The sequence below is a fragment of the Bradyrhizobium sp. HKCCYLS3013 genome (assembly GCF_051167615.1).
Lineage (GTDB): Bacteria > Pseudomonadota > Alphaproteobacteria > Rhizobiales > Xanthobacteraceae > Bradyrhizobium.
The window spans coordinates 179319-195519 of record NZ_JBNPTK010000013.1; the positions used below are offsets into that span (position 1 = coordinate 179319).

A 16201-nucleotide genomic window follows, 5' to 3' on the forward strand; every position below is an offset into this window, starting at 1 on the left:
GAGGTGGTCGAGGCAGTCGCGTGTTATCGCCCCGACCCTCGACGAACCGCGCGTGACTGCCTACCTTCCCCCGGTGCCGCCCCGCGTCTCACCAGTCCCGTCCGACGACAGCGCCGCGCTGCCCGACCATTTCGCAAAATGGTTCGCGGCGCGCGGCTGGGCGCCGCGCGCGCATCAACTCGCACTGCTGGAGAAGGCGCGGGCGAACCGGTCTGCACTGCTGATCGCTCCGACCGGCGCCGGCAAGACGCTCGCCGGGTTCCTGCCAACCTTAGTGGAATTGGGCTCGGCCTCTGCGTCGAATGACCGATCTGCTCGCGCCAAACAATCCGCTCTCTCCACTCCCTCCCCCCTTGTGGGGGAGGGGCGGGGAGGGGGGCCTCTGGCGGAAGTATCGATGAGTCCCGCGCCTTCCCGCCGGTCCGCCTCGCACGAATCTGGCGAGTCCGCGGCCGCGAATCCCGATCCTTCGCCTTCGCGGGCGGCAGGAACCAACCCGGCAGCTGCAAAGGTGATTTCAACGGGGCGATCCGTCGTTCGCTCCACCGGCCTGCACACGCTCTACATCTCGCCGCTCAAGGCGCTCGCGGTCGACATCGCGCGCAATCTCGAGGCGCCGATCTCCGAGATGGGTCTGCCGATCAAGGTCGAGACCCGCACCGGCGACACGCCGGTGTCGCGCCGGCAGCGGCAGCGCCGCTATCCGCCGGACATTTTGCTGACGACACCGGAGCAGATGGCGCTGCTGCTGTCGTCGGACGATGCGCCGTTCCTGTTTTCCTCGCTGAAGCGCGTCGTGCTCGACGAGCTGCACGCGCTGGTCACCTCCAAGCGCGGCGATCTCTTGTCGCTCGCGCTGGCACGGCTGTGGCGGCTCGCGCCGGACATGCGCATGATCGGCCTGTCGGCGACGGTCGCCGAGCCCGAGCAGCTCGCGCGCTTCCTGGTGCCGCAGCCGCGCGGCGGCATCGCTGCGGCCGATGTCGTGGTCGCCGGCGGCGCCGCACCGCCGGTGGTCGAGATGCTCGACACCCAAGAGCGGCTGCCATGGGCCGGCCACAGCGCGCGCCATGCGCTGGCCGAGATGTACGAGCTGATCAAGCAAAACAAGACCACGCTGGTGTTCGTCAACACCCGCAGCCAGGCCGAGATGCTGTTCCAGGAATTCTGGCGCATCAACGACGACAACCTCGCCATCGCCCTGCATCACGGCTCGCTCGACGTCGCGCAGCGCCGCAAGGTCGAGGACGCGATGTCGGCGGGCCGGCTGCGCGGCGTGGTCTGCACCTCCTCGCTCGATCTCGGCGTCGACTGGGGCGACGTCGATCTCGTCATCAATGTCGGCGCGCCCAAGGGCTGCTCGCGGCTGATGCAGCGCATCGGCCGCGCCAATCACCGGCTCGACGAGGCCTCGCGCGCGGTGCTGGTGCCGGCCAACCGCTTCGAGGTGCTGGAATGCTCGGTGGCGATCGACGCCATCGCCGACAATGCGCAGGACACGCCGCCGCTGCGCATCGGCGCACTCGACGTGCTGGCTCAGCACGTGCTCGGCTGCGCCTGCGCCGAGCCGTTTCTCAGCGACGAACTCTATGCGGAGGTGATCACCACCGCGCCCTATGCGTCGCTGTCGCGGGCCGATTTCGACGACGTCGTCGACTTCGTCGCCACCGGCGGCTACGCACTGAAGACCTATGAGCGGTTCGCGCGCATCAAGCAGGATGCGAAGGGCCGCTGGCGCGTCGCCAATCCCAAGGTGCGGCAGAGCTATCGCCTGAACGTCGGCACCATCGTGGAAGAAGCGATGCTGAAGGTGCGGCTGGTGCGCGCGCGCGGCGGCGGCACGGGAGCGACCGGCGCGATCGCGCGCGGCGGCCGGCTGCTCGGCGAGATCGAGGAGGCGTTCATCGAAGGCCTCACGCTCGGCGACACTTTCGTGTTCAGCGGCGAGATCGTGCGCTACGAGGCGCTGGCCGAGGACCAGGTCTATGTCAGCAGGGCCAACGACTCCGATCCGAAGGTGCCGTCCTATATGGGCGGCAAGTTTCCGCTGTCGACCTATCTCGCCGAGCGCGTGCGCAGCCTGCTCGACGACCGCACGGCCTGGCGCGCGTTGCCGGAGCAGGTGCGCGACTGGCTGTCGTTGCAGAAGGACGTGTCGCGCATCCCGGCCCGGCGCGAGCTGCTCGTCGAGACCTTTCCGCGCTCCAACAAGCACTACATCGTCTGCTATCCGTTCGAAGGCCGGCTCGCGCATCAGACGCTCGGCATGCTGCTGACGCGCCGGCTCGAGCGGGCGCGCGCCCGGCCGCTCGGCTTCGTCGCCAATGAATATGCGCTTGCGGTGTGGGGGCTCGGCGACATGTCGCTGATGGTCAAGCAGGGGCGGCTCGACCTCGCCGCTTTGTTCGACCCGGATATGCTCGGCGACGATCTCGAGGCATGGCTCGCCGAATCCGCGCTGATGAAGCGCACGTTCCGCTCCTGCGCCATCATCTCCGGCCTGATCGCGCGGCGGTCGACGACCGAGGAGAAGACCCGCCGCCAGGTGCTGTTCTCGACCGATCTGGTCTACGACGTGCTGCGCCGGCATCAGCCCGATCACATGCTGTTGCGCGCGGCGCGCGCCGATGCCGCCACCGGCCTGCTCGATCTGAAGCGACTCGGTGATATGCTCCAGCGCATCGAGGGACGAATCACCCATCGGGAACTCGATCGCGTCTCGCCGCTGGCGGTGCCGGTGATGCTGGAAATCGGCCGCGAATCCGTCTATGGCGAGGCCGCCGACGAGCTTCTGGCCGAGGCTGCCGAGGAACTCGTGAAGGAAGCGATGGGGTAGTTGATAGTTGGGGCACGCAATGCGCGGCGCAGCAGGTCTACTCCCTCCCCCCTTGTGGAGGAGGGCCGGGGAGGGGGGCAGCCCCGAGGAGCGGCCGTCGTGAGTCTTCCGATCGCCATCGCCTCGGCTCATCCAGATCAGCACGGTGGTGCGCAGCGCGGCCGCTCCGCCGCGCTCGAGATCGCCGGCCTGTCGCTGCGCGTCGATCTCTCCGGCGCGCTGGTATGGGACGCGCAGCAGTTGCTCGTTGTCTCCGACCTGCATCTGGAGAAGGGCTCGAGCTACGCCTCGCGCGGCACGCTGCTGCCGCCGTTCGACACCATCGCGACGCTCCAGCGCCTTGCCTCGGTGATCGCACACTACAATCCGCGCACCGTGATCGCGCTCGGCGACAGCTTTCATGATCGCGATGCGCATACGCGCCTGACCGGCGACGACCGCGCTGCGATCGCAAATCTCCAGGTCGGCCGCGACTGGGTCTGGATCACGGGCAACCACGATCCGGCGTCGCGCGGTATCGGCGGCGAGGTTGCGGACGAGATCACGTTGGGCGCGGTGACGTTCCGCCACGAGCCGACCGGCGCGCGCGGCGAGATCGCCGGCCATCTGCATCCCAAGGCGCGGGTGGCGACGCGGGCGCGCACTTTGGAGCGCCGCTGCTTCGTCTCCGACGGCGAGCGCGCGGTGATGCCGGCGTTCGGCGCCTATGCCGGCGGCCTGAGCGTGCGCGACGCAGCCTTCGCCAGGCTGTTCCCGAAGCGTGCTTTCGTCGCGCATGTGCTCGGCGACCGGCGGCTGCACAGCATCGCCGCGACGAGGTGTTATTAGTTCAGTGGAAGGTCGGTAGTTAGAATTCGGAGTGGGACTGACCATACAAGCAACGAACTCCGCCGCGCCCTCTCCCCCGCGTGCGGGGGAGAGTTGGAGAGGGGCGCCACGCGCACCGCCGTTGGAGCGGCCCCCTCCCTAGCCCTCCCCCGCAAGCGGGAGAGGGGACGCACCGCCATCGTGGCGGCAGGGTGGCAGGAGCCGTAGACAAGATACTCGTCACGCCGCCTTCGCCTGCACCTTCTCGCAGAACTCGGCCAGCCGGTCCGCGAGCCGCAGCGTCGCCGGGCTGGCGTCGGGCGAGGCGACCAGCGCGACCTCGGTGCGGTCGATCGGCGCAAAGCCTTCGCGGGCCGTCAGCACGCGGTGCTCCGCCTGCACCGACATGTCGGAGAGAATGCTCAGCCCCATCCCGGCGGCAACCGCGGCCTGGATACCGGCGAGGCTCGACGATGTGTAGGCCATGTGCCAGGCGCGTCCCTCGCTCTCCAGCGCATGGATCGCGCGGGTGCGATAGATGCAGCCGAGCGGGAAGCCGATCAGCGGCAGCGAGCGGGCCTCGAGGCTGACCGGATGGCTCTTGCTGGTCACCCAATAGACCTGCTCCGGCCATGCCGCGATCGCCGCGTGTGAGTCGTCGGCGCCGCGCTTGAGCAGCGCCAGATCGAGGTCGCCGCGCTCGATGTCGCGCTTGAGGTTGAGGCTCTGGTCGGCACGCACGTCGAGCCGCAGATCGGGATGGGCGCGCGAGAACGCCGCGAGCAGCTTGGCGAGGCGGTAGGCGGCAAAGTCTTCGGGGATGCCGAGCTTGACCGCGCCGGCCGGACCCGGCCGCGCGACGACGTCGCGGGCCTCCTCGGCGAGCGCTAGCAGGCGGCGGGCGTAGGACAACAGCCGCTCGCCGGCCTCGGTCGGCGTGACCGCGCGGCCGTCGCGGTTGAGCAAGGTCCGGCCAAGGTCGTCCTCGAGCCGCCGGATCTGCTGACTGATGGTCGACTGCGTACGGTGGACGCGCTCGCCCGCGCGGGTGAAACCGCCCGCCTCGACCACCGAGACGAAGCTGCGCAACAGGTCCAGATCGAGCATTCCTGGCCCCCATTTGGAAAACCACTGAGTTTCAGTCTATCATTTAATTTCCAGATGGGAAAGAACAGCCCTACATCGAGGACGAAGGAGATCCCCGATGTCGTCCCTATCCTCCGTTGCGGTGACCCCCGTGAAGTCGAACCTGCTGCCGCTCGAGATCGGCCTGTTCTGCCTGCTGTGGAGCTTTGCCTTCGTCGCCGGCAAGATCGGCGTGACCTATTGTCCGCCGCTCCTGCTGCTCGCGGCGCGGTTCTCGCTCGCCGGCGTGCTCATTCTCGCGGTGCCGGCTATCCGGGGCGAGCTGCGCATGAGCTGGCGCGATGCGGCGGTGTTCGCGATCATCGGCATCGCCAACAACGCACTCTATCTCGGCCTCGGCTATACCGGCTTGCAGACGGTGTCGGCGGGGCTCGGCGGCCTGATCGTCTCGGCCAATCCGGTGTTCACCGCGGTGTTCGCCGCGCTGCTGCTCGGCGAGCCGCTGACCCTGCGCAAGGTCGCGGGCCTCGCGCTCGGCACCGTCGGCGTCGCCATGATCGTCTGGCACCGCATGTCCGTCGGCACCGACCACCTCGAAGGCATCCTCTATACGCTGGCGGCGCTGGCCTCGATCGTCACCGGCACCATCCTCTTCAAGCAGCTCGCGCCGAAGGGCAGCCTGTGGGTCGGCAACGGAATCCAGAATCTCTCCGCCGGGCTGGTGCTCTGGCCGGTGGCGCTGGGCGTGTCGCACGTGGGCGAGATCGTGCTGAATGCGCAACTGATCGGTGCGTTCGCCTTCCTGGTGCTCGGCGGCTCGATCCTCGCCTACGTGCTCTGGTTTCACCTCCTGAAGGTCTGCGGTGCGACCGCCGCCAGCGCCTATCACTTCGTGATGCCGCCGCTGGCGATGATCTTCGCCTTCGTGGTGCTCGGCGAGCACGTGGCGCTGCAGGATCTGCTCGGCGTCATACCCGTCGCGCTCGGGATCTATCTGGTCACGCGGGCTCCGGCCCGCACGGTGGGAGCACAAGCATGAGCGTTGCGATCACGCTGATCGGCGGCCCGACCGCCCTGATCGAAATCGACGGCTTCCGCCTGCTGACCGATCCGACCTTCGACGATCCCGGCACATATCAGCTGCCGCACGTCACCCTGGAGAAGCTCTCGCGACCGGCGCTGACGGCAGATGCGGTCGGCGACGTCGACGCGGTGCTGCTCAGCCATGATCAGCATTCCGACAATCTCGATCATGGCGGACGGGCCTTCCTGTCCCGTGCGCGGCGCGTGCTGACCACCGAGATCGGTGCAATACGGCTCGGTGCGTCAGCCGAAGGGCTCGCGCCCTGGAGCGAAACCGAGCTGACGAAGAATGGCAGGTCGTTGAAGGTCGTGGCGACCCCGGCGCGCCACGGTCCGGCCGGCATCGAGCCGGTCGCGGGCGATGTCATCGGATTCGTGCTGCAGTCGAAAGGGTCTGCGCCGATCTATGTCAGCGGCGACACCGTGTTCTACGACGGCGTCGCCGAGGTGGCGCGGCGCTTTCGTGCGGGAATCGTGCTGCCGTTTGCTGGCGCGGCGCAGACGCGCGGGCCGTTCCACCTGACCATGGACACCAACGACACGATCGAGACGGCCCGGGTGTTTTCTGACGCGCTGATCGTTCCCGTCCACACCGATGGCTGGGCACATTTCCGGCAGAGCGCGCAGGACCTGCGCAACACGTTCGACGTACTCGGCTTCGGGGCGCGGCTGAAGCTGCTGGAGCCAGGTGTGCGGACGGTGATCGAACGCTGACCTCGCACAGCGACTAATCCCTTCGGAACACGATCGACGCCATCCATCCCGTCATCAGCGCCATCGCGGCGGTGACCAGGCCATAGACGAAGCCGTTCTGCTTGGCGGAGGCCGCGACGAACTGCTCGAAGCCGACCTTGACGATCTCGAACGCAGTCTCGGTCTTGGTGACCAGCGCGCCGTCGGCGAGCAGCTTGATCTCGACCTCGTAGGTGCCGATCGGGACCGCAGCGGGCAACGGGATTCCGGTGCGGAACAGCGTCGGCGTGAGGAAGGTCACCGCGGACGTATCCTCGCGGTACAGGCCGTGCTGCGACTGCAGCCGCACGAAGGCGCTGCGGAACGCGTCGTTCGGGACGACATCGGCATAGTCGGGACCGACGCGCTGCGTGAGCAGCACGTTGTTGAGTCCGAGCTGCTGCCGGCGCAGCACCTCGGGCGCGGCCATCGCATCGAAGGGGCGGTTGGCGAACAGCGCCAGATAGCCGGGCACTTTCAGGAACTGGCGGGAGTCGGTGTTGATCCAGATGCCGAACTTTCGTTCCTTGCGTCGCGTCACCATGTCGGCCCGCGGTCCGCGGACGGTGACGACGAGGTCATAGGCGGTGCGGCCCGGCGGCGTCTGGATGTCCTTCTCGACCGAGCCGAACAGCACCAGCTCCTCGCCGGAATAGTTCGGCGTCACCGTCACGCGATGGTTGGAGACCGAGACGATCAGGCGCTCGGCGCGTGCGGATGCGGCGCCGGCCAGCAGCAGCATGACGATAAGGCTGGCGAGGCGGAGCGGCGTCATTGGCTGATCTCGGTCTCGCGGATCGTGAACAGGTCGTCGGGCTTGATCACGAGCTCGATCGCGAACCGGATGCCGACGGCGAGGATCAGCAGGCCGAGCAGCAGCCTAAGCTGCTCGCCGCGGATCATCTGGCCGGCGCGGGCCCCGAACTGCGCGCCCGTGACGCCGCCGACCATCAGGATCAGCGCCAGAACGGCGTCGACCAGATGATTGCTCATCGCGTGCAGCATGGTCGCGATCATCATGGTCGCGAGCGTCAGCACCATCGAGGTGCCGATGACGGTCGAGGTCGGCACACGCAGCAGGTAGATCAGCAGGGGCACCAGAATGAAGCCGCCGCCGATGCCCATCACGGCGCCGAGGAAGCCGATGATCAGGCCGATGCCGATCACCGGAATGACGGAGACGTAGATCTTCGAGCGCTTGAAGCGCATCTTCAGCGGCAGGCCATGGATCCAGACATGGCTGCCCGGACGCCGCACGGTCGCGACCGCGCCCTGGCGCGCGCGCATCATCGCGCGCAGTCCTTCCCAGAACATCGTGCCGCCGACGCTCGTCAGCAGCGCGACATAGGACAGCGCGATCATCAGATCGAGCTGGCCGAGCGACCGCAACAGAGTGAAGGTGGCGACGCCGAGCCCCGTGCCGAGCGCGCCGCCGATCATCAATACCGCGGCCAGCGAGGGATCGATGGCGCGCCGCCGCCAATAGGACAGCGCGCCGGAGAACGACGAGGCGGCGATGTGGCTGGAGACCGAGGCGACCGCAACTGCTGGGGTGATGCCGACGAAGATCAGGAGCGGCGTCATCAGGAACCCGCCGCCGATGCCGAACATGCCGGAGACGAAGCCGACGGCCGCGCCCATCGCCAGCAACAGGAAGATGTTGACCGGGATGTCGGCGATCGGAAGATAAATCTGCATCCGCGCGGCCTCTGCCATCCTTCGAGCGAGCATCCCGCGCATGCCATGCAGGACGCCAAGCTCCTGCATAACCGAAAATCGCAGCGAAGGGATCAGTCATTCCCGCCCGAAGTCACATCCGCCGACGCCGAGCGTGGGGTTCTGAGGGCTCGGTCAAAGGGCCTTGAGCTGCGCGGTCACCAGCCTCATGGCCTCGGCGTCGCTCGGATCGAGCCAGCGGATGTCGCGGGTCTGCGACATCGCCTCGATGACCTGCGACGATACGCCCATGCGCGTCATGTAGCCGAGGATGGCACCGGTGACGCGCTGGGTGTCGGCGACCGCGTCGGCGCCGCGGGCCTCCGACGTGAAGCGGTGCACGCCGAGCGCCGAACCATCGAGGCCGTAGCGGGTCTGCCCGCCGGCAAAGGCGAACACGCAGGCGCTGGCGCAGAATCCCGGACGGATGCGGCCGCCATTGTCGGCCACGCCGACGGCGGTCGCGAGTCCGTGGGCGCGGATGATCTCGCCCATCAGCACCCCCTGGTCGAGGTTGCCACCGGGCGAGGACAGCAGGATCACGTCACCCGGCTTGAGACGGGCCTCGCTGATCCGCTCACGCAGCCAGCCGGCCGCCGCTGGTCCGATGGGGCCGCTGACGGCGAGCACGGCGCGCCTGTCGCCCAGCCCGGCAAGGACGGGGTCGGCGACCAGCGCCGCCGACAGACTTGGCGAAATGTACTGATCCTTCCAGAACGACCAGGCGTCAGGCCGCGACAGGTCGCGGTAGGCGCGAATGCCCCCGCCGAGCACGATTGCAACGAAGAAGATGACGGAAGCCAGCCGGCGCCATCGGAACGCCGCAGGATAGCCGTCGGTCACTTGCTGCATTCGTTGGCGAGGAGGCGGAGCAGCGACGACGTTCGCCGTGGTCCGCGGCGGCACGCGGGGCCCCGTCGGCGACTGCAGGAAGTGCGCGCCGTCCTGTTGTTCGTTCCCCGCTGACACCTGTCGATGCTCCTCGCGGCGCTCGTGATGATCCGCCGCGACAACCTATATCGATCGACCGCGCGACACTATGGCGGCGCGATCGCAAGCCGGGAGGATTTTTTTGGGCTGCGCGCGAGCGCTCGTCCATGTCGAGAGTGGGGCGCTATACCCGTGTCAGCGCGGCGCCGTCGCCGCCGCGCGCTTCGCCAGGGCCGCCTTGGCGGCGGCAGCCTTCGCGATCGCCTGCGTGCCATCCCAGCCGCCGGCGGGCGCCGGCACGTTCACGGCGTCGTCGGGCTGCGGTTCGACCGTGAAGGTCTGGATCGCGAGCTTGGCCGCGGCGAGCGACTGGACATCGAGCCGCTTGGCGACATCGTCGCGCTTGCGCCCTGCGTCGACGTCACCCTGCGCTGCGGCCAGGGTGAACCATTTGTAGGATTCGGCGAGGTTCTGTTCGACGCCGATGCCACGGGCATAGAGAATGCCGAGGTTGAACTGGCTATCGGCGACACCGCGCTCGGCGGCCTTGCGGAACCATTGCGAGGCGCTCTTGTAGTTCGCGCCCTTGCCGCCGCCGTCGGCGTCCAGCACGGCGAGATTGTGCATCGCCTTGGCATTGCCGCGCTCGGCGGCGACCACGTAGTAGCGGCGGGCGATGTCGGCGTCCTTCTTCACGCCGAGACCCTTCTCGTAGAAGGTGCCGAGACGGAAGACCGCCGGGATCAGCCCGGCCTGCGCCGCGCGGTCATACCACTTCGCGGCTTCCTCATAGTTCGCCGCGACACCCTTGCCCTCGGCAAAGCGCACGCCGACTTCGTAGGCGGCGGTCGGATCACCCTTCAGTGCGGCATTGCGCAGCGCCAGTCCGCCGATGGCATCGGGCAGCTTCTCGGAGGCGGGCACCTGCACCAAACCGAGCTTCTGGCCGTTGGCAGCGGTGGGGATCGTGCCGGTGACGTCAGTGGGGACGGCAGCGGGTAAGGTGGCTGGCTTTTCGACGTCCTGCGGGATCGCGAGCATCGCGATCGTCTCCGCTTCGCTCGGCATGGCCCGATTGTAGGACTGACGGTCGAGCGGCGTCGGCGAGGTCAACGACGGCGCGCTCTGGTCGGGCGTCGTCGGCCGCGGCGACAGGCTCGGCGAGGCCGACGGCATCTGCGCGCGCGGCGCCTCGCCCTGAGTCTCCATCGGCGAGATCGGCGGCGGCGTGCTGCCGCTGTCGAGCAGCGACATCGCGAATTTGAAGGTGCCGAGCACGATCACCACGACGCTTGCACCGACCAGGAGCGAACGGATCTTCGACCCGATGGTCGAGACCTCTTCGTCGCCCTCGGCGGTGAGAGCGAACGTCGGCTTGTCCTTGGGTTTGGCCTTGGGCTTGACAGCGTCGCTGGCGACGTCCTTGGGGAGGTCTTTCGGCGGCTCCTTGGCCTTGTCCTTCGGCTTGTCCTTCTTCGCCTTCTTGGCGTCTACAGGCTGTGCGGCCGCCGCGGCCTGCGCCGCGCGGCGCGCAGCCGCGATGAAGCTCGATGTCGACACCGGCTCCCGCTTGCCGGCGGGAAGCTCGCTCAGGGCATCCTCGGACGCGGCGATCCGCTCGGCGGGCGATGCGGTCCGGCCAGGCGGACGGGTGCCGGGTTCGAGCGGATGATCCGGTGGCAGCTCGGGGACGATAACGGTCGGGCGGGGCGCCTGCGCTGCGTGCGGCTCCAGGATGTCGGCGATCGCCTTCGGCGGAATCGGCGGCGGCATGGCAGCCGATGACGCCTGCGCGGCGTGGAAGTCGCGCGAGGCCGCTGCGAACGCCTGTTGACCCGCGGCCGGAGCGACAATCTGTCCCGCTGGCTCCTCGGCCGCCGGATTGGGCAGCTCCGGGCGGTAGGCAGGCTCTGGCTTGGCCGGCTCGGCATAGGCCTGGGGCGCCGTCGCGCGTGCGGCCGGCATCGGCGACTCGATTGGCGGCGCCAGCGGCGGCAGCGCGGCCGGCGGGCTCGCGGTGGCGCGCACATTGCGCAGGTCGCCTTCGATCATGGCGAGGCGGTCGACGACGTGCCCCAGCGTGTTGTGGACGGCCTCGAGCGAGTCCTGGGTGTTGCGGTCGGTCTCGGTCTGGCTGAAGCGGATGTCGGACAGCTCGCGCTTGACCATGTCGATCAGGCCGCCGTCATGCGACGTTTCGCGCTGCGACCGGCTCTCCGCCAGCGCTGCGAAGGTCGCCTGCTGCCGTTCGAGATAGCGCAGGATGTCCTGCAGGCCATCCTCGACCCGGGTCATGTTGCCGCCGCGCGGGTCGTTGGCGGCTTCGAGCCGTTCCAGCAGGTAGCTGATCCGCTGTTCGAGATGCGTGATCGCCGATGAGCCGTCGCTGCCGACCTGCAGGCGGTCGATCCGGTCGGACAGGCCGCGCAGCGCGTCCTCGATCTGGGCGGTGTTGTCGGGCGCGGCCGCCGGCGGCTCGCGGCTCTCCAGGGTCGAGGTCAGCGCGGCGATGCGCTGTTCGAGCGCCGCAAACGACTCGTGGAACGAGTCGTGATTGTCGCGCGCCTGCGTGACCTGGTCGACCTTCGACGACAGCTGGCGGAGATCGTCCGACAGCCGTTCCAGCGCGTCGTTGGAGGCGACATTGGCGACGATCGCACGCAGCGCCGCGATGGCGCTTTCGAGCTGCTGCACGGTGCCGGGGTCGTCATTGGCGCGCAGGATCAGGTCGAGCTTGGCGCCGAGATTGCGGATCGCCTCGTCATAGACGGCGAGCTGCTCGGCAGGCTTCAGCGAGCCGACGACCTCGCGGATGTCGGTCAGCGCGCGCTCGATGCCGGCCAGAGCCTGGCCGTCGACGCCGGTGTTGCGGTTCTCGTCGATGCGGCGCGACAGCGAGCGGATCTCGTTCTCGATCGACTCGATCGCGCGGCGCGGCATCGCCTCGGTAATGGCGTGACGGATCTCGGAGAGCTCGTTGCGGAAGCCGGCGATCGACTGCTCGATGCCGTCCTCGGGGCGATGCAGCGCCTCGATCTGGCTCGTGATCTTCAGCAGATGGCGTTCGAGCAGCGAGAAATCGGGAGTGGGTGCCGCCGGTTGCGGCGGCGTCAGCGGCGCGCTGATCGGGGTCATCAGCGGCGCTGCTGCGGATGCCATGGCAGGCGCGGTCGGCGGCGCCTGGTGCGACGGCAGCGGGCGCGCATTGTCGAGCTCGCTCTGGCGGGCGCTGATTTCGGCGACGGCCACGTCGAACGAGCCTGCGCTGAGCGCCTGGGCCGGCCGGTAGAGCTGTGCGGCGGCGCGCTCGACGCCGTCAGGACCACGATAGCGGTCCTCGGTGTCCGGCTTGCGCAGCGGCGTCGAGATCTGTGACAGGCGGGCGTCGAGCCGCGAGATCGCGTCGTTGAGCTGGCGCGCGACGCCCTGCTCGTCGCGCGGCGCATCCTTGCGCGCGACGGGGCGCGACATCTGCTCGATCTGCCGTGCGATGGAGTCGAGCCGCTGATGGATGTCGGTCACCTCGCGGGCATCGCGGCTGACGGTCGGCGTGCTGCGTGGCGCGGGGCTGCCGCGGAAATCGGGCGGGGCCGATGCGCCGAGCGTGGAGTTGATCCAGTCGTTCAGCGTCATGCCGGCGCGTTGCGCCGCGGCCTCGGCCCTTTCACGGACGGACGGGTCGATGCCTTCATTACTCCACGGTACGCGCGAATTCATGTCTCGTCCGGTTCCGCTTCCAGCGCTCCACCAAGCGCCTCCAGCCTCCCCACGCGTCCCGGACATGAACATGAACGGGTCCGCGCAGATCGTCTGCTCCAGGTCCCGACTTTTGACTTTTACGGTAAATAACGCGTTAAGTTTACCGCCGGCGCGGTCAGAAGTTTTGCGCTGTCAAACGGCGCGTATCAGCCGGCATTTTCGCGTGATGATGGATCGAGCGGCCGCACGCTGCTCGCGCCGGATATCGTCGACAGCGCGGTGATCGCCTCTTCGCACCATTCCGCCACCATGCGCTCGTGGCGCAGGCCGAGACGCAGGTTGAGGAGCTTGCCCATATCGGCAGGGGCGACGCTGCCGTCAGCGTAATGCTTCTTGAGGATGCGGTCGTAGCGCTCGGCACGGTCGCGATGATGTTCCAGCCGCGCCATCAGGTCGGCCCGGATCGGCCCGATGTCGGCGGCGCCCAGTGCATAGAGCCGGACGAGAAGATCGTCCTTCGTGGAAGCCGGTGTGCTCGGCCGCGCCGCCCAGCTGCGGAACGCCGCGCGGCCCTCGGGGGTCAATGTGTAGACCAGCTTGTTGGGCTTGCCGGTCTGCACCACCTCGCGACCTTGGATGTAGCCGCGGTCGCGCAGCCGCGACAGCTCGCGGTAGATCTGCTGGTGGTCCGTCTTCCAGAAGTAGCCGATCGAGGAGTCGAACGTCTTGGCGAGCTCGTAGCCCGTCATCGGATGTTCGGTAAGGCAGGCGAGGATGGCGTCGCCGAGGGCCATGGCCGGAAACTGCTCCCGTTTTTCTGATCGTGTTCTATCCCGCTCCACGCTTGACATTATGCACACTGGCGCATATGCGTCAATGTGCATATGGGGTGGTTGTGGTGCTGGCCTGTTCCGCCCCGAGGAGACGCCCAATGACAATGACCGGCCTCGATGGATGGTACGGCTATATGAGGTCTCACGATCTCGGCGCTTTGCGGGAGCTGCTGCACCCGGACGCCGTGTTCGAAAGTCCCGTCGTGCATACGCCGCAGCGTGGCCGCGACATCACCTTCAAATATCTCGCAAGTGCCGAGAAAGTCCTGGGCGGTCCCGGATTCAAGTATGTCGGGGAGTGGCGTAACGCCACGGGCGCCGTGCTCGAATTCGAGAACGAGATCGAAGGCATCAAGCTCAACGGCGTCGACATCATCAGCTTCGACGACGCCGGTCTGATCACCCATTTCAAGGTCATGGTGCGCCCGCTCAAGGCGATCAACCTGCTGCACCGCCTGATGGGCGAACAGCTCGCCGCGATGAGCAAGCCGTCGTGACGTGACCGACGGCCGCAACGTGACGGCTGCCGCAAGTGCCTCAAACCCGCTACAGTCCGCGGCCTGCATTGTCTGCCGCGTCCGTGGAAATCCCAGTCTGAAACTTCAGCCTTCCTGCCGGAGACGCCGATGCCGATCTACAAAGCCCCCGTGGAAGATGTCACCTTCCTGCTCAACGACGTGTTCCAGATCGACCGCTACGACAATCTGCCGGGCTTCTCCGATGCCTCGGCCGATGTCCGCGAGGCGATCCTCGGCGAAGCCGCCAAGCTCGCCGAAGAGGTTCTGCACCCGCTGAATCGCGTGGGCGATCTCGAGGGCTGCAAGCGCCATGACGACGGCAGCGTGACAACGCCGAAGGGCTTCAAGGACGCCTACAAGCAGATCGTCGAGGGCGGCTGGCTCGGCCTGTCGGCACCGACCGAATATGGCGGCCAGGGCCTGCCGGTGACGCTCAGCCAGACCGTCAACGAATTCCAGTGCTCGGCCAATATGGCGTTCTCCATGTATGGCGGCCTCACCATGGGCGCCACCGCGGCGCTCATCGTGCACGGCAATGAGGAGCAGAAGAAGACCTACGTGCCGAAGATGGTCGCCGGCGAGTGGACCGGCACCATGAACCTGACCGAGCCGCATTGCGGCACCGACCTCGGTCTCTTGCGCACCAAGGCGGTGCGCCAGGCCGACGGCAGCTTCAAGATCTCCGGCACCAAGATCTTCATCTCCGCCGGCGAGCATGACCTCGCGGACAACATCATCCACCTCGTGCTCGCCCGCATCGAGGGTGCGCCGGCCGGCATCAAGGGCGTGTCGCTGTTCGTGGTGCCGAAGTTCATGGTCAACGCCGACGGCTCGGTCGGTGCGCGCAATGGCGTCAGCTGCGGCTCGATCGAGCACAAGATGGGCATCCACGGCAACTCGACCTGCGTGATGAACTACGACAACGCCACCGGCTGGCTGATCGGCGAAGAGAACAAGGGCATGCAGGGCATGTTCGTGATGATGAACGAGGCCCGGCTCGGCGTCGCCGTGCAGGGTCTCGCGCAGTCCGAGGTCGCCTATCAGAACGCGGTGGCCTATGCGCGCGAGCGCATCCAGGGCCGCTCGCTGACCGGCGCCAAGGCGCCGGACAAGGCCGCCGATCCGATCATCGTGCATCCCGACGTGCGCCGCACCCTGCTGTCGATCCGCGCCTTCAACGAGGCCGCGCGCGCGATGGTGGTGTGGACCTCGCTGAAGAGCGACGTCGCGCACCGCTCGGCTGACCCGAAGGACCGCCAGGCGGCCGACGACCACATGGGCCTGATGACGCCGGTCATGAAGGGCTACATGACCGACATGGGCTTCGCCAACGCCGTCCAGGCGCAGCAGATGTATGGCGGCCACGGCTACATCGCCGAGCACGGCATGGAGCAGTTCGTGCGCGATGCGCGTATCGCCATGATCTACGAGGGCGCCAACGGCATCCAGGCGCTGGACCTCGTCGGCCGCAAGCTGCCGCGCGACGGCGGCCGTGCGGTGATGGCGTTCTTCAACGAGGTCGGGACCTTCGCCAAGGAGCAGGGCGGCAATGACGCGATGAAGCCGTTCGTAGCTCCCTTGTCGACCGCGCTCGGCCATCTGCAGCAGGCCACGACCTGGCTGATGCAGAACGCGATGACCAAGCCGGACAATGCCGGCGCCGCCGCGACCGACTACATGCATCTCTTTGCGCTGGTCACCTTCGGCTACATGTGGGCGAAGATGGCGAAGGTCGCGCAGGACAAGATTGCGGCCGGTGACAGTTCGACCTATCTCACCACCAAGCTGGTGACGGGGCGCTTCTTCATGGAGCGCGTGCTGCCAGAGACGGCGGCGCATCTCGCCCGCCTCCAGGCCGGCTGCGCGACCGTGATGGAATTGCCGGCGGAAGCCTTCTGAGGATCAGACGAGAGCCGGTGCGCGCCGCGCGCCGGCTCTCGTCTATGCCAACAACAAATCTG

General features: G+C 67.7%; 12 protein-coding genes. 6 read left to right on the forward strand and 6 right to left on the reverse strand.

Going from position 1 to position 16201, the window contains the following annotated elements; all coding sequences use genetic code 11:
- The first annotated feature begins 73 nt into the window (after positions 1–73).
- Positions 74–2836, forward strand: coding sequence for a ligase-associated DNA damage response DEXH box helicase (locus ACQR1F_RS22980; RefSeq protein WP_434913940.1), 2763 nt, complete (start codon positions 74–76; stop codon positions 2834–2836).
- A gap of 180 nt (positions 2837–3016) precedes the next feature.
- On the forward strand, positions 3017–3664 hold the full coding sequence (pdeM, locus tag ACQR1F_RS22985) for a ligase-associated DNA damage response endonuclease PdeM (RefSeq protein ID WP_434913941.1): 648 nt from the start codon (positions 3017–3019) through the stop codon (positions 3662–3664).
- A gap of 219 nt (positions 3665–3883) precedes the next feature.
- On the opposite strand, the gene ACQR1F_RS22990 is transcribed toward pdeM, so the two are convergent.
- Positions 3884–4750, reverse strand: a complete 867-nt coding sequence (locus ACQR1F_RS22990; RefSeq protein WP_434913927.1) for a LysR family transcriptional regulator — start codon at positions 4748–4750, stop codon at positions 3884–3886.
- Positions 4751–4847: 97 nt separating this feature from the next.
- On the opposite strand from ACQR1F_RS22990, the gene ACQR1F_RS22995 reads away from it, so the two are divergent.
- Positions 4848–5768, forward strand: coding sequence for a DMT family transporter (locus ACQR1F_RS22995; protein ID WP_434913928.1), 921 nt, complete (start codon positions 4848–4850; stop codon positions 5766–5768).
- Positions 5765–6526 (forward strand): MBL fold metallo-hydrolase, encoded by a 762-nt coding sequence (locus tag ACQR1F_RS23000; protein WP_315801559.1) that lies wholly within the window; start codon positions 5765–5767, stop codon positions 6524–6526. Before ACQR1F_RS22995 ends, ACQR1F_RS23000 begins: the two co-directional genes overlap by 4 nt.
- A gap of 13 nt (positions 6527–6539) precedes the next feature.
- Here ACQR1F_RS23000 and ACQR1F_RS23005 read toward each other — a convergent pair whose 3' ends face one another.
- From ACQR1F_RS23005 to ACQR1F_RS23025, 5 genes are all read right to left on the reverse strand, one after another.
- On the reverse strand, positions 6540–7319 hold the full coding sequence (locus ACQR1F_RS23005; protein WP_315801558.1) for a TIGR02186 family protein: 780 nt from the start codon (positions 7317–7319) through the stop codon (positions 6540–6542).
- Positions 7316–8242: a sulfite exporter TauE/SafE family protein gene (locus ACQR1F_RS23010; RefSeq protein ID WP_315801557.1), complete on the reverse strand. Its 927-nt coding sequence runs from the start codon at positions 8240–8242 to the stop codon at positions 7316–7318. The genes ACQR1F_RS23005 and ACQR1F_RS23010 overlap by 4 nt, the downstream gene beginning before the upstream one ends.
- A 153-nt stretch (positions 8243–8395) precedes the next feature.
- Positions 8396–9229: a hypothetical protein gene (locus ACQR1F_RS23015; RefSeq protein WP_316181962.1), complete on the reverse strand. Its 834-nt coding sequence runs from the start codon at positions 9227–9229 to the stop codon at positions 8396–8398.
- A gap of 156 nt (positions 9230–9385) precedes the next feature.
- Positions 9386–12907 (reverse strand): hypothetical protein, encoded by a 3522-nt coding sequence (locus ACQR1F_RS23020; protein ID WP_434913929.1) that lies wholly within the window; start codon positions 12905–12907, stop codon positions 9386–9388.
- A gap of 188 nt (positions 12908–13095) precedes the next feature.
- Positions 13096–13683 (reverse strand): PadR family transcriptional regulator, encoded by a 588-nt coding sequence (locus ACQR1F_RS23025; RefSeq protein ID WP_434913930.1) that lies wholly within the window; start codon positions 13681–13683, stop codon positions 13096–13098.
- Between the two features lie 137 nt (positions 13684–13820).
- Between ACQR1F_RS23025 and ACQR1F_RS23030 the strand changes: the two genes are divergently transcribed.
- Positions 13821–14219 carry a nuclear transport factor 2 family protein gene (locus tag ACQR1F_RS23030; protein ID WP_315717936.1) on the forward strand — a complete coding sequence of 133 codons (399 nt, stop codon included), beginning with the start codon at positions 13821–13823 and terminating at the stop codon, positions 14217–14219.
- A gap of 129 nt (positions 14220–14348) precedes the next feature.
- Positions 14349–16139, forward strand: coding sequence for an acyl-CoA dehydrogenase C-terminal domain-containing protein (locus ACQR1F_RS23035; RefSeq protein WP_315801553.1), 1791 nt, complete (start codon positions 14349–14351; stop codon positions 16137–16139).
- Positions 16140–16201 lie beyond the last annotated feature (62 nt).